Origin of the sequence: Marinobacterium stanieri (assembly GCF_900155945.1) — a bacterium.
Taxonomy (GTDB): domain Bacteria; phylum Pseudomonadota; class Gammaproteobacteria; order Pseudomonadales; family Balneatricaceae; genus Marinobacterium; species Marinobacterium stanieri.
This window is the reverse complement of record NZ_FTMN01000004.1, coordinates 189223-210987: the sequence shown is the minus strand read 5'-3', so window position 1 is coordinate 210987 and position 21765 is coordinate 189223. Positions and strand designations below refer to the sequence as shown.

At 45.5% G+C, this 21765-nt stretch carries 19 protein-coding genes; 17 read left to right on the top strand and 2 right to left on the bottom strand.

Annotated elements, in window-relative coordinates:
- Positions 1–5: 5 nt before the first annotated feature.
- Both BW956_RS10915 and rfaH read right to left on the bottom strand, forming a co-directional pair.
- Positions 6–1343, bottom strand: a complete 1338-nt coding sequence (locus BW956_RS10915) for a magnesium transporter (protein WP_076462777.1) — start codon at positions 1341–1343, stop codon at positions 6–8.
- 18 nt (positions 1344–1361) lie between these two features.
- Positions 1362–1853, bottom strand: coding sequence for a transcription/translation regulatory transformer protein RfaH (rfaH, locus tag BW956_RS10910; RefSeq protein ID WP_076462776.1), 492 nt, complete (start codon positions 1851–1853; stop codon positions 1362–1364).
- 236 nt (positions 1854–2089) lie between these two features.
- On the opposite strand from rfaH, the gene BW956_RS10905 reads away from it, so the two are divergent.
- From BW956_RS10905 to BW956_RS10825, 17 genes are all read left to right on the top strand, one after another.
- Positions 2090–3715, top strand: a complete 1626-nt coding sequence (locus tag BW956_RS10905; protein ID WP_076462775.1) for an MBL fold metallo-hydrolase RNA specificity domain-containing protein — start codon at positions 2090–2092, stop codon at positions 3713–3715.
- An 83-nt stretch (positions 3716–3798) separates the two neighbouring features.
- Positions 3799–5109, top strand: coding sequence for a UDP-N-acetyl-D-glucosamine 6-dehydrogenase (wbpA, locus tag BW956_RS10900; RefSeq protein ID WP_076462916.1), 1311 nt, complete (start codon positions 3799–3801; stop codon positions 5107–5109).
- 18 nt (positions 5110–5127) lie between these two features.
- Positions 5128–6075, top strand: a complete 948-nt coding sequence (locus BW956_RS10895; protein ID WP_076462774.1) for a Gfo/Idh/MocA family oxidoreductase — start codon at positions 5128–5130, stop codon at positions 6073–6075.
- 34 nt (positions 6076–6109) lie between these two features.
- On the top strand, positions 6110–6694 hold the full coding sequence (gene wbpD / locus BW956_RS10890; RefSeq protein WP_076462773.1) for a UDP-2-acetamido-3-amino-2,3-dideoxy-D-glucuronate N-acetyltransferase: 585 nt from the start codon (positions 6110–6112) through the stop codon (positions 6692–6694).
- Positions 6695–6714: 20 nt separating this feature from the next.
- Entirely contained in the window at positions 6715–7827 is a 1113-nt protein-coding gene (locus BW956_RS10885) for a DegT/DnrJ/EryC1/StrS family aminotransferase (RefSeq protein ID WP_338066341.1), read from the top strand.
- A gap of 1 nt (position 7828) precedes the next feature.
- Positions 7829–8821 carry an NAD-dependent epimerase/dehydratase family protein gene (locus tag BW956_RS10880; RefSeq protein WP_076462772.1) on the top strand — a complete coding sequence of 331 codons (993 nt, stop codon included), beginning with the start codon at positions 7829–7831 and terminating at the stop codon, positions 8819–8821.
- On the top strand, positions 8821–9930 hold the full coding sequence (locus BW956_RS10875) for a DegT/DnrJ/EryC1/StrS family aminotransferase (protein ID WP_076462771.1): 1110 nt from the start codon (positions 8821–8823) through the stop codon (positions 9928–9930). The genes BW956_RS10880 and BW956_RS10875 overlap by 1 nt, the downstream gene beginning before the upstream one ends.
- An 18-nt stretch (positions 9931–9948) precedes the next feature.
- Positions 9949–10488 carry an acyltransferase gene (locus BW956_RS10870; protein WP_076462770.1) on the top strand — a complete coding sequence of 180 codons (540 nt, stop codon included), beginning with the start codon at positions 9949–9951 and terminating at the stop codon, positions 10486–10488.
- Positions 10489–11796, top strand: coding sequence for a glycosyltransferase (locus BW956_RS10865; protein ID WP_076462769.1), 1308 nt, complete (start codon positions 10489–10491; stop codon positions 11794–11796).
- A gap of 12 nt (positions 11797–11808) precedes the next feature.
- Positions 11809–13233, top strand: coding sequence for an oligosaccharide flippase family protein (locus BW956_RS10860; RefSeq protein WP_076462768.1), 1425 nt, complete (start codon positions 11809–11811; stop codon positions 13231–13233).
- Between the two features lie 139 nt (positions 13234–13372).
- A complete protein-coding gene (gene wecB / locus BW956_RS10855) occupies positions 13373–14437 on the top strand; it encodes a non-hydrolyzing UDP-N-acetylglucosamine 2-epimerase (RefSeq protein WP_076462767.1) in 1065 nt (354 codons plus the stop codon).
- A gap of 3 nt (positions 14438–14440) precedes the next feature.
- Positions 14441–15670, top strand: coding sequence for a glycosyltransferase family 4 protein (locus BW956_RS10850; RefSeq protein ID WP_076462766.1), 1230 nt, complete (start codon positions 14441–14443; stop codon positions 15668–15670).
- Between the two features lie 14 nt (positions 15671–15684).
- Complete coding sequence (locus BW956_RS10845) at positions 15685–16611, top strand: UDP-glucose 4-epimerase family protein (protein ID WP_076462765.1); 927 nt, start codon at positions 15685–15687, stop codon at positions 16609–16611.
- Positions 16612–16736: 125 nt separating this feature from the next.
- A complete protein-coding gene (locus BW956_RS10840) occupies positions 16737–17288 on the top strand; it encodes a sugar transferase (RefSeq protein ID WP_076462764.1) in 552 nt (183 codons plus the stop codon).
- A gap of 159 nt (positions 17289–17447) precedes the next feature.
- Positions 17448–18086: an ElyC/SanA/YdcF family protein gene (locus tag BW956_RS10835; RefSeq protein WP_244894355.1), complete on the top strand. Its 639-nt coding sequence runs from the start codon at positions 17448–17450 to the stop codon at positions 18084–18086.
- 62 nt (positions 18087–18148) lie between these two features.
- Entirely contained in the window at positions 18149–20110 is a 1962-nt protein-coding gene (locus BW956_RS10830; RefSeq protein ID WP_076462763.1) for a polysaccharide biosynthesis protein, read from the top strand.
- A gap of 159 nt (positions 20111–20269) precedes the next feature.
- The gene (locus BW956_RS10825; RefSeq protein ID WP_076462762.1) at positions 20270–21391 is read left to right on the top strand and encodes an SPOR domain-containing protein; all 1122 of its coding nucleotides are present in this window, start codon (positions 20270–20272) and stop codon (positions 21389–21391) included.
- Positions 21392–21765: the final 374 nt, after the last annotated feature.

Sequence of the window (21765 nt, the reverse complement as noted above, 5' to 3'; positions counted from 1 at the left end):
TCGGGTTAAACAAGTATCAGCGTCCCCAACCCCAGGAAAGCGACAAAGCCAACGACATCGGTAACAGTTGTCAGGATCACTGAGCCGGAAAGTGCCGGATCAATCTTCAGCTTCTCAAGCAGCACCGGTATCAGCACGCCCGAGAGCGCCGCCGCAGCAATATTGATCACAATGGCCATCCCGATAACCAAGCCGATAGCGGCGCTGTCGAACCATATTGAAGCAACGATACCGATCACCACTGCCCAGAGCACACCGTTCAGCCCACCGACGCTCAGCTCCTTCTTCAACAGTGGCATCACGTTGGCGGTAGTGATTTGACCCAAGGCCAAGCCTCGAATGATCAATGTAAGAGTCTGGCTCCCAGCTATACCGCCCATAGAGGCAACGACAGGCATCAACACGGCCAGCGCGACGACTTCCTGCAGCGTGCCTTCAAACAGGCCAATTGCCCATGAGGCCAGAAACGCGGTAAGCAGGTTTATACCCAGCCAGGTTGCGCGGCGTCGGGAGCTTCGCATTACAGGGGCAAAGAGGTCTTCTTCTTCATCAAGACCTGCAGTTGCCATTAACTGCGACTCGTAGGTTTCATGCAATATTTCCATCGCCAGGCGCTGTGTCATTCGGCCAAGCAGAATGCCATCGTCTGAAACTACGGGTAAGGCAGCTACGGATGCCAGCTCAAAGCGGTCTGTCGCGTCTTTGAGTTCCAGAGTGGCTTCCAGTACGTCAAACTCATCAGAGCACAGTTCAACAAGCATTTGCTGCTCGCGTGACTTGAACAAAGTTGCAATTGCAACAACGCCCGTCAGGCGACCATCTCGATCAATCAGCCATAGATGCTCAGTGTATTCCGGTACTTGGCGTTTCAATAAACGCAGTGCATCGCGCACACGGCTGTTATTGGGCAAAATCAACAGATCATGATCAACGTAACGGCCAATCTGGTTCTCTTCGTAGCTGGCGGTTTGTTCATAGTAATGACGCTGGCGCTGGTCCATCCGCGCCAATGCGATATCGACAACTTCTTCCGGTAAGGACTCGGCCAGCTCAATAAGGTTTTCAGCGTCCAGGTCGGCCGTTAGCTGGTCCAGTGCTTCACTGTCGAACAGACGTAAAAGGCTCTCTCGCGCCTCGGACCGCATGGCCACCAGCACATCCGCCTGGACCTCGTGTGGCACCTGTAGCCAGGCGTGCTGACGTGCATCAAGTGGCAGCGACTCCAGTAACAGAGCGATCTGATCTGGCTCCAGGTCATCCAATCCCTCAGGTAGTGAAGTATCATCAGGAGTGTCCTCCTGACGAATAAGCTGATCAATATGCTGGCTGATTTCGTCGGTCATAAGGGCTCCCGGGCAATGTCAGACGCTTTTAATATGGGTCAAAGGTAAGGATAGCCGCTGCCATTTGCCCAGCAGCTCGAGTAAGAGAAAGGCACGTTGCTCACCATCATACTCAACAAAAATCGCGTTGAGGTGTTTGAAAGGGCCTTCAGTAATGTTGACAGGTTTATTGGCTTCCAGTGATACCTGCACGGTCTGGTTTCGCGCCTTTTCGCGTAACAGCTCGACCACATCGTAGGGGACCACTGCAGGAGCATTACCAAAGCTGACCAAGCGTGCGACCCCACGAGTTGAACGGATCGGACGCCAGTTGCTGTTGAGTTCGGAAAGCTCAATAAATACATAGCCAGGAAACAGAGGCTCGATTTGCTCAACACGCTTGCCCGTCTTCAGTTTCTCTGTAGTAAGAGTGGGCAGAAATACTTCGTAGCCCTGGTTTGTGAGCTCCTGTGCGGCCCGTTGCGCCTGGCCCGGTTTGGACTGAATTAAATACCACTTTAAGTCCGACACTTGGGCTCCTTGTTAACCTATTATCTACAATTATGTTGATACAAGCCTGTTATGCTCTGGCGACAGCTTACAAAAGGCCTCTGCATCAGTATCATCAGCAACGGCTGCTTTAACAAACTGGCGGCTAGGCATTGCTCAGGATGAGCATAAATATACTGGAATTACAGGGTATTGAGGATCGCCCGAGCAACCTCCGGGCGGTAGCGTGTCAGCAGGGAAGCAAAAGGAGTTGTAAAGTGCCTTATCTCTCGATTGAGCACCATGGCGCAGAAGACGGTGTTACAGGTTCCTGTCATCAGCTCAGAATCGATGAGAACCTGAGTGTTCTGGTGGACTGTGGGTTGTTTCAAGGTGATGAAACCGACCCAAGTCTGCACCCGCAACATTTGGGATTTTCGGTCGAAGGCGTGTTGGCATTAATTGTGACACACGTTCACATCGATCATGTAGGCCGCATTCCTGGCCTGCTCGCGGCCGGCTTCCGTGGCCCGATTATTTGCAGCCAGCCATCCGCCCACCTTCTGCCGCTTGTGTTGGAGGATGCATTCAAGCTGGGTATCAGCCGAGACAGCCGCCATGTGGAGCCCTACCTCGCCATGGTGAATGACCTCATAATAGCAGTGCCGTACAAGCAGTGGTTTAGTCTAATCAACCAACCTGACTGTGACCTTAAGCTTAGACTCCAGCGCGCAGGCCATATCCTTGGCTCTGCCTATGTGGAGCTAGACCTGACGCATAAAGGCAAGAACAAACGCATCGTATTCTCGGGTGACTTGGGCTCAAGTAACACACCCTTATTGCCGCCACCGGTATCACCGGAAAAAGCGGACATACTGGTACTTGAAAGCACTTATGGTGACCGTGTTCATGAGAACCGAGAAACACGCATAGAGCGCCTGAAATCAGCGATTGACCGTGCATTGCAGAACAAAGGAACTGTTTTAATACCCGCTTTCAGCATCGGCCGTACCCAAGAACTTCTCTATGAACTGGAAGAGTTACTGGAAATGGGGTGGAGCGCAGCCCCTGATCATAGTGGCAACGGAGGCGAAAAGCGTTCAATAAACGATGACGCTGGGTGTGGCATTTGTGAGACTGAGGATCGAAGAGGTGAGTCCTCTGGAAATGAACTCTGTGGGACCAACTCAGATGAGGACAATACATGCGGGATTAATGTATGTGAGTGCTGTAGTTGTGAGGACAGTGCATGTGGGAGTGATGCATGTGGGAGCGCGCTCCGCGCGCGAATAAGTAAAAGCCCCAACCTCAAAGACTCACTCCCCACCCAAATCCCTGTCATCCTCGACTCCCCACTCGCCAGCCGCTTCACCAAGGCCTACCGAGATATGAAACCTTTCTGGGACGAAGAAGCACAAGAGCGCCTTGACCAGGGTCGCCGCCCTTTGGCCTTTGACCAACTGCTCACAATAGACAGCCATCACGACCACCTGAAAATGGTTAAACACCTGTCCACTTCAGGTCGCCCGGCTATCGTCATCGCCGGCAGCGGCATGTGTAATGCGGGGCGGATTGTTAACTATCTCAAGGCCATGTTGCCAGACCCCCGTCACGACGTTCTGTTTGTTGGCTATCAGGCAGAGGGTACGCCCGGTCGGGATATACAGCGTTACGGACCTACAAGCGGGTATGTTTGGCTGGACGATGAAAAGATAGACATACGAGCTGGTGTGGAGACGATTGGAGGGTATTCAGCGCATGCGGATCAGGATGATTTGGTTAGTTTTTTTGAAGGAATAGAGGTAGCGCCTGAAGAAATCAGACTAGTTCATGGCGATAAGAAGGCTATACAAGGATTGAAGAAAAGATTGCTACTAGTGAATGAAGAACTGGCCGTTAGATAGCTGTTACTGCAAATTATTTGTAGAGCACAATATATCGAAGTTTTGTTTACATCATCAACATCAAAATGGATATAACCAATATTATGCCAACGCTTGAAACAACAATTGCCAAGTTTAGAAATAAAGAAGCCTTCATTGGCATCGTTGGGCTTGGGTATGTTGGATTACCGTTGATGCTGCGGTACATGGACTCTGGCTTCAGAGTTATTGGTATTGATATTGATGCTGAAAAAGTAGATCAGCTTAACGCTGGCAAAAGCTACATAGAGCACATTTCAGTTGATAGTATTCGTGGGGCTATAACGGCAGGGTTTGAAGCGACAACTGATTTCAGGCGTGCAGGGGAATGTGATGCATTGATTCTTTGTGTTCCTACACCACTGAACAAGTTTCGTGAGCCAGATATCAGCTTCGTGATCAAGACTGTTGATGCGTTGCAGCCATTTTTGCGTGCCGGGCAGGTGATATCACTGGAAAGTACGACCTATCCGGGAACAACTGAAGAAGAATTATTGCCCCGTGTTCAGTCTGCAGGGCTCCAGGTCGGTGCTAATATTTTTCTGGTTTACTCCCCTGAACGCGAAGATCCGGGAAATCAGGATTTCGAAACACGTACTATTCCCAAAGTTGTTGGTGGGCACACTTCATCATGCCTGGAAGCAGGAAAAGCCTTGTATGAACAAGCCATCGATCAGGTCGTGCCGGTTAGCTCAACCAAGGCTGCTGAAATGACCAAGCTACTGGAAAATATTCATCGTGCTGTGAATATAGGTCTGGTCAACGAAATGAAGATTGTTGCTGACCGCATGGGTATTGATATCTTTGAAGTGGTTGATGCTGCCAAAACCAAACCGTTCGGGTTTACTGCTTACTACCCCGGCCCCGGTTTAGGAGGGCATTGTATTCCAGTTGACCCTTTCTATCTGACATGGAAGGCCCGAGAGTATGGTGTACACACCCGTTTCATTGAGCTGTCAGGTGAAGTGAATCGTGCCATGCCGGAGTATGTGGTCAGCAAGTTGATGGATGGACTGAACGAGGCCGGCAAAGCACTTAAGAACAGTAAAATATTGGTGCTGGGAATTGCTTATAAAAAGAATGTAGATGACATGCGAGAGTCGCCTTCAGTCGAAATTATGGAGCTGATAGAGGCGAAAGGTGGCAAGGTTGCATATGCAGACCCCCATGTCCCAGTATTCCCTAAAATGCGTGAACATTTCTTTGAATTGTCCAGTGAGCCGCTTACACCCGAAAATCTTTCCAGCTTCGATGCCGTTGTCATAGCAACTGATCATGATCGTTTTGACTATGAACTGATCAAGCAGCATGCGAACTTGATCGTCGACAGCCGCGGTAAATTTCGTGAACCCGCCGCGCATATCGTAAAGGCCTGAAGCAAGAGACTTGTGGTAATGAAAAACTTTGCACTGATTGGCGCCTCTGGTTATATCGCGCCGCGCCATATGAAAGCGATCAAGGATACCGGGAACCACCTGAGCGTTGGTTATGATATCAACGACTCTGTCGGTATCATTGACAGCATCTCACCTGCAAGCGAGTTCTTCACCGAATTCGAGCGCTTTCAGGAGTTTGCATGGCAACTCAAGCGTAATCCTGACACAGCACTAGATTACGTAGCCGTTTGCTCGCCCAACTACCTTCACCACTCACATATTGCAGCAGGCTTGCGCTTGGGGTGCGATGTAATTTGTGAAAAACCCCTGGTACCGACCCCCGAGATGCTGGATGAGCTGGCACTGGTAGAAAAAGAAACCGGGCAACGCGTCTACAACATCCTGCAGTTGCGCCACCATGATGCCATTCTCAAACTGAAAGAGAAGGTTGCCAACGAGCATCGTAGCGACAAGTATCAGTTTGACCTCACCTACATTACGTCCCGTGGCAAGTGGTACATGGAGAGCTGGAAAGGCAATCCGCGTAAGTCATTCGGCGTTGCTACCAATATCGGTGTGCATTTTTTCGATATGCTTCATTTCATCTTCGGAAAATTGGAAAAGAGCGTGTTGCACTATGCCAACGACTATAAGGCTGCTGGCTACCTGGAATATGAGAAGGCCCGAGTTCCTTGGTTCCTGTCTATTGACGCCAACGACCTGCCGGAAGAAGTAAAGGGCAAGCAGACCACCTTCCGCAATATCAGCTGTGATGGAGAACAGATCGAGTTTTCTGCCGGTTTTACCGACCTGCACACTATCAGCTATGAGGAAATACTGGTAGGCCGTGGCTATGGCATTGAAGATGCGCGTCACTGCATTGAAACCGTAAACCAGATTCGAACCGCTCAGCCGGAACAGCCCGCAAAAGGCGAAGGACATCCGTTCCTGAAGAACATTGTCTAATTCTTGTTGGCGCTTGCCTCGGAAGTGAATGTGTATGAATTACCAAGTTCATGAATCTGCCATCGTAGACGATGGAGCTCAGATCGGCGAAGGGTCACGTGTTTGGCACTTCGTCCATGTCTGCAGCGGGGCCAAAATCGGCAAAGGTGTATCCCTTGGCCAAAACGTTTTTGTTGGCAACAAGGTCACCATTGGTGATCAATGTAAAATCCAGAATAACGTCTCGGTATATGACAATGTACACTTGGAAGAAGGCGTTTTCTGCGGTCCCAGCATGGTGTTTACCAATGTATATAACCCCCGCTCTCTGATCGAGCGCAAAAATGAATACCGCGATACCCTTGTCAAAAAAGGCGCCACTTTAGGCGCTAACTGCACCATCGTGTGTGGTGTGACCATTGGCGAGTATGCCTTTATTGGTGCTGGTGCTGTTATCAATAAGGATGTACCCGCCTATGCGCTGATGGTAGGGGTGCCGGCAAAGCAGATCGGCTGGATGAGCGAGTTTGGTGAGCAGCTGGATCTACCACTCAGCGGAGAAACCTCTGCCGTCTGTGAACATACGGGTGAAAACTACACGCTAAGTGGCACAAAGCTCATCAAGCAGCAAACTGTGTAACCATTGTGGGAGCGCACTCCGTGCGCGATAAAATGACTATGCAATTTATAGACCTGGCCGCCCAACAGAGCCGCATCAAAGACAAAATTGACGCCGGTATCCAAAAAGTACTTGCCCACGGCCAATACATCCTTGGCCCAGAAGTGACTGAGCTTGAAGAAAAGCTTGTCGCTTACACGGGGTCCAAATACTGCATCACATGTGGTAATGGCACCGATGCCCTGCAAATAGCCCAAATGGCACTTGGGGTTGGGGCGGGTGATGAGGTGATTGTACCTGGCTTCAGCTATATCGCGACAGCCGAAACCGTTGCCTTGCTGGGCGCTAAGCCGGTATACATAGATATCGATCCAAAAACCTACAACCTGGATCCGAACCTGCTTGAAGCAGCCATAACCCCCAATACTAAAGCAATAATTCCGGTGAGTCTGTATGGTCAGTGCGCTGACTTTGATGCAATCAACGCTATTGCGGCAAAACACGGTATACCCGTGATCGAAGATGCTGCACAAAGCTTTGGGGCCAGTTACAAGGGGAAAAAGTCCTGCAACCTGACTACGATTGCCTGTACCAGTTTTTTCCCAAGTAAACCGCTTGGCTGTTATGGAGATGGGGGAGCAATATTTACCAGCGATGAAGACTTGGCCAAAGTAATCCGCCAGATCGCACGTCATGGTCAGGATAAACGTTATCACCATGTTCGAGTGGGTGTTAATAGTCGGTTAGATACATTGCAGGCGGCTATTTTACTAGCTAAATTTGAATTGTTATCTGAAGAGATAAAATTGCGAAATCAAGTTGCAAATAAATACACTTACTATTTAAACAAGGCGGGGATCTATACTAATCCTCATGTGGAAAAACACAATGTTTCTGCATGGGCGCAATACACAATCCGTGTGAAAAAGCGCAGGCGTGTACAGCAAGAGTTGAAGAAAGTAGGTATTCCTACGGCGGTGCATTATCCTATACCTTTAAACAAGCAATCTGCTGTTAAAGCAGACAATAATTACTTATGTGTTGGCGACTTAATGGCTAAGACTGTTATCAGTTTACCAATGCATGCATATATTAAAGAGAGAGATATTGAAATTATGGTTGATATTATTAGTCAAGTAGAACTAGGAAGCTGAAGTGATTAAAGATAAGAAAATTTTCATTACTGGTGGTGCTGGCTTTATTGCTAGTCGTTTAATCTCTCAGCTTGCTGGTAACAACAAAATAATTTCCTTCGATAACTACACTCGAAACTCACTAGATTATACAGATTTTTCGGAACATCATAATATAACTAAGATAAAAGGTGATATTCTTGACTTGGAAGTGCTAAGACAGCACATGCAAGGTTCAGATATTGTCATTCATGCAGCAGCAATAGCAGGTATCGAATCTACAGTAAAAAATCCGGTCTCAACAATGCGGGTCAACATGATTGGCACCGCAAATGTCTTACAGGTTGCGCAAGAAATAGGCACTATTGAAAGATTTGTCGATTTTTCTACTTCTGAAGTATTTGGCTCAAATGCTTATAAGGTTGATGAGCTTAATCATGCCGTAACGGGTGCAGTAGGTGAAGCAAGATGGACTTACGCAGTAAGCAAGCTTGCTGGTGAGCATATGGCTCATGCGTACTATAAGCAGTATGGACTCCCTACTGTGACAGTAAGGCCTTTCAATGTGTACGGCCCTGGTCAAACAGGTGAAGGAGCATTATCGATTTTTATAAGGAAAGCTCTTAAAGGGGAGGACTTATTTATATTTGGAGATGGTAGCCAAATAAGAGCTTGGTGTTATGTTGATGATATGGTAAGCGGAGTTCTGAAATGCTTGGAGCATGAAGATGCAGTTGGAGAATCTTTTAATATTGGTAATGCGCGTGCAGTGACAACTATTTACGGGCTGGCAGAATCAGTGTGCAGAATACTAAAAAGCAAATCTAAAATTGTATTCAAAGATTCTCTGTCAGCAGATATTGAATTAAGAATTCCAAAGTGTGAAAAAGCTAAAAGTATAATGGGATTTGAGGCAAGAATTGATTTGAATGAAGGTATTGAGTTAACTGCGGATTGGATTTCAAAAAACGAAAACTCTCTGCCAGATTTATCAAAAATATTTAAGGAAAAGTAATGCTGAGATTAGCATCTCCCAATATACCTGATGAAGCTATTCAATCGGTAGTAGATGTAATTAAAAGCGGCCAGTTAGTTCATGGCGCCGAGTCTGAAGCTTTCGAAAAAGAGTTGGCAAGCTTTTTAGGGTGTGAACATGTAGTACTTGTTTCATCAGGAACTGCCGCATTGCATATTTCACTTATTGCGTTAGGTATCGGGAAAGGTGATGCAGTAATAGTTCCTGATTTTACATTTCCGGCTTCCGCAAATGCAGTTGCAATGTGTGGTGCTCAACCAGTATTCGTTGATGTTAATCCTTTAAATTATACGATAGATACAAACTTACTTGAGGATGTTGTTAAAAATTGGAATGGAGAAGAAAAATTAAAGGCAATAATGCCTGTACATGAATTTGGTTGTATTGCTGATATGGAGACTATTAAAAAAATAGCATCAAAATATGATCTGAAAATAATTGAAGATGCAGCATGTGCTTTAGGCTCGAATATTAATAAAAGATATGCTGGTACATTTGGCGACCTAGGCTGTTTCTCTTTTCACCCAAGGAAAACATTGACAACTGGTGAAGGCGGAGCTGTAGCGACCAACTGTTCCAGAATGGCCGCGAAACTTAGAATGCTAAGAAATCATGGAATGGTAAAAAATGAAAGGGGTATGGATTTTATAGTACCGAGTACAAACTACCGATTAACAAATTTTCAGGCTGCAATGGGACGTAAGCAGTTGCCATATTTGGAAAGCTGGATTAATAAACGGCGTGCCTTAGTTAATAAATATTTAAAATTATTAAAACCTCTTGCTAATGCTAACTTAATAAATACACCTGAATATTTAGATGGTCATAGCTGGCAAACCTTCATGATTGTCCTTGCTCCCTCTCATAATAGAAATAATATCATAAAAAAATTACATGAATCAGGCGTTGAAGCTGGTGTTGGGGCGCAAAGTATGTCTTTTATAAATATATGGGGAGTAGAGTGTGAAGTAAAAAATAATTCAGAAAATTTACATAACCAAGGGCTTGCTTTACCACTTTATGAAAAAATGACCTTCGAAGATACTGAGTTTGTATTTGAAAAATTAAATAAAATCATGTATGGATAGCTATACAATATTGATAATATGATTAAAAAAATATTTTTTTATTTTTTAAAGAGATTCTGGTTAGGTAAACAGGTTGAAATTAATAATAAGTTTTGTAGAACACTCCCGTTTGGTGACTATATTGTTGACAGGTGGGAAAAATCCAAAACTCTAGGTTTTGGCAGTGGAACATCCGTCTATGATAGCTGCTTAGTTCTAGGTGATGTATCTGTAGGAAAAGATACATGGATTGGGCCATATACCATATTAGATGGCAGTGGTGGGCTTAGAATAGGGTCTAATTGTACCATATCTGCAGGTGTTCAAATTTATTCACATGATACAGTGGAGAAAACTATTTCAGGGGGATTAAAATCAATTGAATATAGTGAAACTTACATTGGGGATAGGTGTTATATTGGCCCAAATGTGGTGATATCAAAGGGAGTAACAATAGGTCAAGGTTCTATTATCGGAGCTAATAGTTTTGTAATAAATGACATACCAAATGATACTAAAGCTTTTGGAACGCCTTGCCGTCCAATGTCAACCATAAAAAATGATTCTGACATAGAATAAATGCTAACTAAAAAAAAAATACTGATTGCCCCTGTTGAAATAGCAAATTATAACAATCAGCTCCATAAAGGCTTTGAGTTATTGGGAGTTGATTGTGACTATGTTACTTATAAAGATCATCATTTTAAATATTCCGAAAAAAATAATGACCCTTTTCTAATACTGCTCAGTAAAAAAATTGGAAATAAAAGGAATAAGATTAGAAAAATAAATCCATTTTTTTACCCAATGTTAATAGTTGAATTAATATTGATAGCGATTTGGGCATTTCTAGCAATATTGAAATATGATGTTTTTGTGTTTTCTTTTGGAAGGTCTCTTTTTCCATTTAATCTAGACTTGCCTATTCTAAAATGGATGGGTAAGGTTGTGATTTCGAATATTGGATTAGGGTCTGAATCTCGACCGGCATATATTAATGGTGCTTTATATTCTAAAGATGGTACTGCGCCAGATGAAACTGAAATATTGCGGCGTGTTAGATATAGTAAAAGAATGATTGAATGGCATCAGAAATATGCCACTCATATTATTGGAGCACCTTTATCAACATCGTATTTCTCAAAGAAACCATTCATAAATTGGTTCGATATAGGTTTTCCATCGTATTATACTACCAGTGAGTATAATGCTAATAGAAATAATATTTCTAAAAATAAACCTATACGAATATTGCATTGTCCAAGCCACAGATATGTAAAAGGTACTGAAAAAATTTTTAATATTATTAGTGAGTTAAAAAGAGAAGGTTATTTAATTGATTATGTTGAGATAGAGGGTGTTCCATTTTCTCAAATACTTTTAGAGATTATGAAGTGTGACTTCATAGTAGATCAGCTTTACAGTGATACTCCTATGGCCGGCCTCTCTAAAGAAGCCGCTTGGTTTTCTAAACCATCAGTAGTTGCAGGTTATGGATTAGGTAAATTAAAGGAAGTTACTCACAGTGATATGTGGCCACCTACAATGACTTGCCATCCCGAAAAAATGAAGTGTGCGATTAAAAAAATGATTGACGATGATTCATTAAGAAAAAAAATAGGAGATTTATCTGAAGGTTTTGTTAAGGATAAATGGGATGCAAGGTGTGTGGCTAAGCGATATTTGAAGCTAATAAAAAATGACATTCCTGCTGATTGGTACTATCATCCTGATACCGTTATTTATGTTGAAGGTGTTGGCTTATCTAGGGAAGAAATAAAATGTTCAGTAAATAAAATCATAAAAAATAAAGGAGTGGATTCACTTGGTCTTTCACATAGGCCTGAGGTTGAAAATGCTTTTTTAGAGTTCATCAAAGAACCCTAAAAGGTATTTAAGATGATTCATAAATTATTGAAAGATAGTTTTTTATACACAATACCAATTTTTCTATCAAGAGGTATTGGTTTCCTATTAATACCTCTCTATACTCGGGTTCTTACCGTTAATGAGTACGGGAATCTTGATCTTTTTTTGATTTTTTCGCACTTTGTAAAGTTAACTTTGACTCTTGAAATTCATCAAGGTTTTGCGCGCTATTATAGTGAAAAAAGTATCAGAGATAAAAGTTTAATTTTTTCAACAGCTTTTTGGTTTTCACTGTTTCTATATACACTTGCTTCTCTTATCGCTGTATTTTTTTCAGATTATATAATTAATTTTATTAATCTCACGGAAGATTTTAAATTTCTATTTTTGATTGGTGTTGGGTATATTTGGATTCAAGGAATGTTTTATTTCATGCAAACTTACATGAGATTCTCCTTTAAGCCAAAATACTATGCCATTTCAAACATACTATGTTCTATAATTACTTTAATCACTTCTTATTTATTTACGATTTATTATGATTTCGGTTTAGCAGGCATTCTATTGGGGCTTCTGATTGGATCTATGTCCGGGTTTATTATTAGTCTTCTTTCTGCTCGTTTTAAAATTTTTCTTTTTATAGACTTAACTTTTTTGAGGAAAATGCTAAGATTCTCTATTCCTTTGGTTTTTTCTGGGGTGTTTGTTTGGTCTATTTTGTATATTGATAGAGTTATGATTGGCTTATATTTGAGCTCTTCAGATGTTGCAATATACTCACTAGCTTATAAAATATCGTCAATATTTGGCTTATTAATGACTGGGTTTCAAGCTGCATTTAGCCCTCTTATTTATAATTATCATAAGCTAACAACAACACCTAAAAATATAGAAGTTGTTTTTAGATGTTTTTTTATTTTTGCATCCTTTTTCTTTATTGTCATTTCCCTGTTTTCAGACTTAATAGTTGGTTTTTTTTCTACTGATGATTATAAGGAATCATCAGGACTTATTCCTTTATTAATGCCGACTATTTTTCTTATAAATGTTTATATTTTTATGCCTGGAATGGTAATTTATAAAAAAACTGATATTTTTCTAAAAGGCAACTTTATCGGTGCTTTAATTTGCTTTGTTTTAAATTACACTATGATTCCATATTGGGGGTTGCAAGGGGCTGCTTTTTCTACTTTAATCTCATCGGTAGTTATTTCTGTTTATTTTATTTACAATAGTCAAAATCTATATTATGTTCCTCACGACTGGATATTGTTGTTAAAGTCTTTTTCTTTAAGCCTTTTAATTGTTCTTATTGGTAAGTTTTTTATGGCTTCTTATGGTTCGTATATTGTCTATAAATTACTATTAATTTTATTATTTGTTTCATCAGTTTTTTACTTTAAATTTTTTAGTGATAAAGAGCTTCTTCTAATAAAGAGATACTTTAAAATATAGTCCTATAATAATGCTAAATTAGTGTCGGTTGCCTACGGGTGGAGATCCGTTAGCATGAGTCTTTCAGCCGTCTTTGGCCAGACTCGTATTCTAACGAATCAATGATATTAGATATAATTATTTTAGTGAAATATAATTGATGAAAAAAATACTAACAGTTATAGGTGCACGCCCTCAGTTTATAAAGGCATCTGTTGTTTCACGTATGGCTAAATTATCGGGAAGCATTGAAGAAGTTATTCTACATACTGGCCAGCATTTTGATTCTAATATGTCAGAAATCTTCTTTAACCAGCTCAGTATCCCGCGACCGGATATCCAACTTGATATCCATGGTGGCAGCCATGGTCAAATGACCGGTCGCATGCTGGCAGAAATTGAACAGGCGTTGCTCAAGCACAAGCCTGACCGTGTACTAGTATACGGCGATACCAACTCTACCTTGGCCGGTGCTCTTGCTGCAGCCAAACTACATATCCCCGTTGCTCATGTAGAGGCGGGGCTGCGCAGCTTTAACATGCAGATGCCGGAAGAGATAAACCGTATCCTCACCGATCAGATCAGTGACTTGTTGTTCTGCCCCACCAATACCGCCGTGAATAACCTTAATAACGAAGGCTTTGCCCACAGGCAAGTGCACGTACTGCAGGTAGGCGATGTAATGCAGGACTCGGCGCTGTTGTTTGCTAAAAAAGCTCGCGCCCCAACGGGTGGTTTGCCTGAGGGCTTCATCTTGGCCACCTTGCACCGTGCCGAAAATACCGATAATCCTGAGCGCCTGGCTGCAATCGTGGCAGCATTGAACGAGATCAACACATCGTTCGCACCTGTAGTCCTTCCGCTTCATCCGCGCACCCGTCAGATGATCGCTCTACAAGGGCTGGAACTGAGAGTTCACATGATCAGTCCTGTAGGTTATTTCGAGATGATCTGGCTGCTGGATCACTGCGAGCTGGTATTGACTGACAGCGGAGGGGTTCAGAAGGAAGCCTTCTTTTTCGGGAAAGCTTGCGTAACAATGCGAGATCAAACTGAATGGGTAGAACTTATTGATTTTGGTGCCAATGAGCTAGTGGGTGCTGATAAAAATAAGATAATTGATGGAACTATACGCAATATAGGCCGCAATGTGAAAGACACTATTCAGCTTTATGGTGGGGGGATGGCTGCAGAAAGAATAGTTAAGCAACTTTGCAAAGGCTGATAGATGAGTAAAACTATTTGGATTGTTAACCAATATGCTTCCACACCGGATTATGGATTTGCCGGTCGACATTATTATTTGGGTAAGGAGTTGGCCAAACTTGGATATAAAGTCTATTTAATTTCATCTGCAAACCATCATCTTTTAAGGAGTAGGCCTGATATTAATAAAAGTTTTAAAGTTGAGACAGTAACAAATAAATTTAGCATGGTTTGGTGTGATGTGCCTTCCTATAAGGAAGCACATAGTAAAAAAAGAGTTTTAGGTTGGTTTTTTTTCTCCTGGGCTATTTGTAAGCTTCCCAAACTCATTACGGATAAGCCTGATGTAGTTGTTTGCTCTTCGCCTTCCTTATTATCTTTTTTGGGTGCTGAATATATCGCTAAAAAATATTGCTCAAAGCTGGTCTTTGAAGTGAGGGATATATGGCCTTTAACTCTTGTCGATATAGGTGGATACCGTAGGAATAATCCATTTATTTGGATGATGCAGTTGATTGAAGAAAGGGCGTACAAGAAATCTGATCTGGTAATATCAAATTTGAAAAACTCTTTCCGTCATATGAAAAATCATGGCCTGCCACATGAAAAATTTACATGGATTCCAAACGGTTTTTCACTAGAAGAAGTACAGAAAAATATACTTTTGAATAAAAATGTAGCAAGCCAAGTACCAAGTGATAAATTTATCATTGGATATACTGGAACAATGGGGGTCACTAATGCGTTGGATACTTTGATTGAAGCAGCTGAAAAGTTAAAAAACTATTCTGAAATTTGTTTTGTCCTTGTTGGTGATGGTAAAGAAAGATTTCATTTACAGTCTCTAGTTAGCTCGAAAAAACTCAACAATGTTATCTTTATCAATGCTATCCATAAGGCTGAAATTCAAGCAATGCTTAGCAGGTTTGATGTTTGCTATATTGGTCTTAAGAAAGACCCATTGTTCCTTTATGGAGTGTCACCTAATAAACTATTTGATTATTTTTACGCGGCAAAACCTGTAATTTATGGTATAGAGTCTGGTGATTATGAACCGGTTTCTGAGAATGGTGCAGGATTTCAAATTCCGGCAGAGAACTCAGAAAAGCTTGCTAGTGCAGTATTGAAATTGTATCAAATGCCAGTTTCGGAAAGAGAAAAAATGGGACAAAACGGGCGCAAATCGGCTTTAGAACAATATGAGTATGGAATGCTAGCCAAAAAGTATTCAAGTATTATTTTCAGTCATTAATATATAGTCCTATCATGAACATACTACTTACTGGCGCAAACGGTTTTATCGGTTGTAACGCTGCAATAGAGTTGTCGTCCAAGCCGTTTTTTAGGGTTTTTGCGACTGTTCGCCGTCCTGTTCAACTGCTTGTGGACGACTTGATTGTAATGCCAAGTATTGGTTCTGATACTGACTTTTTTGAAGCCCTGTCTGGTCAGCATGTTGTGATTCACACAGCTGCCCGCGCCCACATCACCACCCATAATAGCTTAGATCCTCTAGCTACCTTCCGCACCGTAAACGTCGACGGCACCCTAAACCTCGCCCGACAAGCCGCTAAAGCTGGCGTCAAACGCTTCATCTTCCTGAGCTCCATTGGTGTCAATGGCGTCAGCAATAAAGCACCGTTTACAGTAAACGATCGCCCTAACCCCTCTGAACCTTACGCTCAGTCCAAATGGGAAGCAGAGCAGGGGTTGGTGCACATTGCTGAACAGACCGATATGGAAGTGGTTATCATCCGTCCGCCCTTGGTGTATGGGGCTAATGCGCCTGGAAACTTTGGCCGTTTGGTGCGCTGGGTTGAGAAAGGCATTCCTTTGCCTTTGGGCGCTGTGCATAATCAACGCACCCTGGTAGGGCTGGATAATTTGGTAGATTTGATTCGTGTGTGCATTGATCATCCGGCTGCAGCAAACCAGGTTATATTTGCTGGCGATGATGAAGATGTGTCTACCACTCAGATTCTGCGGGGAATTGCTGAGGGGATGGGTAAGTCATCCAGGTTGATCCCTGTACCTGAGCCCCTGTTGTGGGCAGGGGCAAGTGTGTTGGGTAAGAAGGCAATGGCTGAGAAAGTGCTGGGGTCGTTGCAGGTGGATATCAGTGAGACTAAAAGGTTGCTGGATTGGGAGCCGCCGTATTCGTTCGCCGAGGGTATGAAAAGGTGTTTTGAGTGAGGTTTTTGCCAGGAGAGTTTCGCGCACGGAGTGCGCTCCCACAGAGTGCGCTCTCACAGGTATTTTGACCTATTGGCATGCTAGCATGCGGCCAGCCTTTAAAATTTTTTGCTGAGTAGTCTGATTTGATTCGTTGTCTGGATATCGTTTTCTCGCTGTTGGGGCTGGTGCTTGGGGCACCGGTGTTATTGCTACTGCTCGTTATCGGTTTTTTTGATACAGGTTCACCCTTGTTTCGCCAGGAACGCGTAGGGCGGCACCTGAAGCCGTTTACACTGGTCAAATTCAGGACCATGTCGGTCGATACGGCATCCGTAGCAACTCATCTTGCCAGTGCCTCCAGTGTTACGCCTTTTGGTCGCTTTTTGCGTCGCACCAAACTTGATGAGCTGCCGCAGTTGTGGAATGTGCTCAAGGGAGAGATGAGCCTGGTAGGGCCGCGACCTGGCTTGTTTAATCAAGCTGAGCTGACTGAAGCAAGAAGCAGTAAGGGCGTTTTTAATGTTCGCCCGGGGATTACGGGTCTTGCTCAAGTGAACGGTGTTGATATGTCGACTCCCGAGCATTTGGCAGAAGTTGATGCAGAGATGATTCGTGGTTTGAGTCTCGCCAGTTATTTTCGCTTTATCGTACTGACTGTACTGGGCAAAGGGACGGGCGACCGTATTCGACAGTGATCTGATGCTGTAGCTGGTTACACGATGATGATGGGTTTTGACTTATATACGCTGGTAAAGGTGCTGGCTGCCTACTTGCTGATGCCTTTGCCGATATGCTTTGGCCTGTTCTTGATCGGCATGATTTTGGGTGTTCGGCGTGGGGCTGGGCGTATTTGTATGTGTGTTTCAGTCATTAGTCTGGCCCTGTTGAGCTGGGCGCCAGTGGCTGATCGCCTGTTACAGCCTTTTGAGTCGGACTACCCCTCTCTTGTTGCCTTTCCCCACGATCAGCAGCCCAAAGCAGTGATGGTGCTTGGAGCAGATTATCAGCCCAATCAGCCGTGGACACTAACGGGTCAGCTGTCCGGTGCAGCGATAAACCGCTTGGCCGAAGGGCTGCGTTTATGGCAACAGGCACCTGATCTTCCGCTTATCGTGAGCGGTACTGACCGGCGCCCTGATATTCCTGCTATGGCGTTGGGGTATGCTGCTTTGGCGCATCAGTTGGGCGTACCTGAGCCGCATATCCTGGCATTAACCGAGCCCAGAGATACGGGCGAAGAAGCTCAGGCCGCTGCACGTTTGCTGGGGCAGGGGGCTTCATTGATACTGGTTACCTCAGCCTCGCATATGCCCCGAGCTGTAAAACACTTCCGTGCTGCCGGTCTGCAGCCTATACCGGCTCCTACCCATTACCTTGCGCTCAGGGATGATCGCGATACGCTTGGATACTGGATACCTTCAGCGCGTCATTTGCGAAAGAGCGAACGAGCTTTCTACGAAACACTGGGGCTGCTGGCTGCACGCTGGGAATGAATCCAGATTCAGTGCTCGTTTTTTTTGCTTGACTGCCACTTGAACTTAAGGATATGCGTTTAATGCTCTATCCATTGCTGCGCCGTTTTCTTCAGGCGCCCAGACGTACCAAGCAGTTCATTGTGGTGCTGTCTGACTATGTAATGCTTTTTATGGCTTGCTGGATGGCGCTGTCGCTGCGCTTGGGCGATATCGTGGAGCCTATGCAAAAGTACTGGCTGCCCTGTTTGCTGGTTCCGTTGGTATCGGTGCCGGTTATGGCGAAACTGGGCCTTTACCGTGCAGTTATTCGTTATATGGGGCACATGACACTCTGGCTGTCATTCAAGGCCGTGGTGCTGTCGGTACTTATTTGGGTTGCGGTACTCACGTTGTTGGATGTTCCAGCTCCTCGCTCGGTGTTCTTCATTTATGGGTTTATCGCCTTGACGCTGATCGCGGGCAGCCGGCTTTATGCGCGCTGGTTGATTCATCGATTCTCTCAGGGGCGGCAGCGCCAGGTACGACACGAAGCCGTGATTCTCTATGGTGCCGGAGAGGCAGGGGCGCAGCTTGCCTCCGCGCTGATTGCTGCGCGTGACCTGCAGCCGGTTGCCTTTGTGGATGACGATCCTCAAAAGCAGGGCACTGAAATTGCCGGTTTGCGCGTGCATTCGCCTGAGGAGCTGGCTGACCTGATTGAGCGCTTCGGGGTGGACTCTGTACTGCTCGCGATTTCGGCGCTGACCCGTGCGGAAAGACGACGCCTGGTGGATAGGATCAGTTTTTACCCGGTGACGGTGAAGGTATTGCCCGGTGTTTCCGAATTAGCCAGTGGGGATATCAGTGTTAATGATATCCGTGAGGTGGACGTGATAGACCTGTTGGGTCGTGATGCTGTCGAGCCTGTGCCCGAGCTTATGGGGGCCTGCATAACCGGGAAGACGGTTATGGTCACAGGAGCGGGGGGGTCTATTGGCTCTGAACTCTGTCGTCAGATTGTTCAGCAGCAACCCGCGACATTGGTTTTGTTCGAGCTTTCAGAGTATGCACTTTACAGTATTGAGGCTGAGCTAAAGCAGCTGATTGAACATCAGGGTCTGGCGCTGAACCTGGTCCCCATTTTGGGCAGTGTGACCGACAGGGGCCATCTTACACAGGTGATGCAATGCTTCAGTGTGAACACGGTTTACCATGCGGCCGCGTATAAGCATGTGCCCATGGTCGAGTACAACATGGCCGCTGGGGTTCGCAACAATGTTGTGGGTACTTGGGCAACGGCTACTGCTGCACTTAATGCGGGTATTGAGCATTTTGTACTGATTTCAACGGACAAGGCGGTTCGTCCCACCAATGTGATGGGTGCGACCAAGCGTGTAGCTGAGCTGGTACTGCAGGCGCTAAGCCAGTCCGACGCGGGCAAGAAAACACGCTTTGTGATGGTGCGCTTTGGTAATGTATTGGGCTCATCCGGCTCAGTCATTCCCCTGTTTCGTCGCCAGATTGAGCAAGGCGGCCCAGTGACGGTGACGCACCCCGAGATTACCCGCTATTTCATGACAATCCCTGAAGCAGCTGCGCTGGTCCTTCAGGCCGGTTCAATGGGTGAGGGAGGCGATGTATTTGTTCTGGATATGGGCAGCCCTGTTCGCATTGCCGACCTGGCACGTGAAATGATTGTGTTGGCCGGCTTGAGCGTGCGTGATGAACTTCACCCGGAGGGTGACATTGAAGTCCTGTACACAGGGTTGAGGCCCGGTGAGAAACTGTATGAAGAATTGCTGATAGGGGAAAATGTAAGCAAGACTGAACACCCCATGATTATGCGGGCAGAGGAAGAGTCGCTTGCATGGGGTCAGTTAGAGCCCGTATTGGCTGAGATTAGCAGTTACTGCGAGAGCGGAGAGGCCCTGCCCATTCGGGAGCTGCTGCAACGCCTTGTGAGTGGTTACCAACCCCGTGGTGAGGTGGTTGATTTACTGGTTTCCAGTGCTGTTGCAAATGAAGAAAAACTGTCGCTTGTACAATCCAAAATTAATCAGTGATTTGAGCTAAGCGTTTAAATTCAATCGGTTTTTTAGGGTTTTAATTCACCTGGTTATATCTGTTCTGTTAGCCTTACTGGACCCTGAATATTTGGAGTGGTTGTACCCATGATCCGCTTGAAAGCAGTCCGTTCGAAGGCTGCTTGCCTGAGTCTAGTATTGCTTTCTTCTTTGGTCATTACGCCGGCTGCTGTCAGTGCTTTAAGCAGTGACAGAAGTGTATCTGCGCAGGCCCAGTCCGATTTTCAAAAGGGCGAAGCCCTGATGAACGGTATCGGCGTCGAACAAAATCTCGGCAAAGCAAAGCAGCTGTTGCAGAAGGCGGCTGAGCAGGGGCATACAGAAGCCCAGGTGTTGCTCGGGCGATTGCACTACTACATGCCGGGTGAAGTGGACCTGGAGAAAACTCGTTACTGGTGGCTGGAAGCTGCCAGGCAAGGGCATCCCCGCGCGCAGTACCAGCTGGCAATTCTGTATCTCAAACGAGGTGATGCTGATCCTTTGGAAGCCATGGCCTGGATGCATATGGCAAAGGCCAGTGGCGAGCCACGAGCCGAACAGGTTTGGCCAAAGATGCAGGAGCAGTTCGAAGTGGATTCCGCGAAGCTGGTAGCGCGTGTGAATGAGCTGCAATCAGAAACGGGGCTTGGAACAGCGGGGGCGCCTGTATTGCTTGCAGGCTTGGGGTCGGTGCTGGAAGCAGCCCCCAGCAGTGTTCAGTCCGAAGAGCCTACTGACGCAGACATCGCTTCTGGGCAACAAGAGACTGATTCTCAAGCTGAAGATCAGGCCGTTTCAGTTACTCAGGTTGTCTCAACAGAAATGCAAACAGAGGTGGCTGAAACTGCCGTCGCTGCCGAATCATCATCCGATCAGGCTGCGCGGACTGTGATCGAGGAGCCTGCCCCTGCTGTAGAGGGTGAAATTGAAGATCAGGCTGAAGCGCAGTTAGAACCTGAGCCAGCCAAAGATGAACCTTCCACTCCTTCAACGGCTGTCGTTGAGCCCCCTGTCGAGAGTGCAAGTGAGCCGGTATTCCCTGAAGGCTTCTATGTTCAGCTGGCCTCTGTGAAGGATGCAGAAGGGGCTGAGTCACTGGCGGCTAAAGTAGCCCAGAAGCAAAGCAGCGTGCTGGGTAACTGGGAACCACGGGTGAAATACCTGGCAGAGCAGAGCAGTTACAAGATTTGGGTAGGGGCTTTCAGTGTTCGTGGTGATGCGAGTGTGCTGTGTGAAGCCCTGCAGGCTCATAAGCAGGATTGCTTTGTGGTGAAGCGTTAGGGCTGGTCAGTTCGCGCACGGAGTGCGCTCCCACAGGGCGTGTTTGATGCTGCTAGAGCTCATTCAGTGAGGAAGTGGGCCTGAGTTTGTGAGGGCCCGCTCCTTGGGAGAATGGCTTAGCTCCGCTTGTTCGCTCACAGAGTTAGCTCCTACACTGTTATGCTCTGCATTAGAGTTGCGAGTAATTGCTATTTGTGGGAGCCCACTCTGTGGGCGAATAGATCTGTCTACTTCTTTGGGCTTACATTTGTGGGCAAACGCAAAGACCGTTCCCGCGCGGAGCGCGGTCCCACAAAGTGCTCCCACAAAGCAAGTGCCACAAGGCAAGCCATCAGATTAAGCTCTGCAGGGTAAGCCCCCGCAGAGCGAGCCTG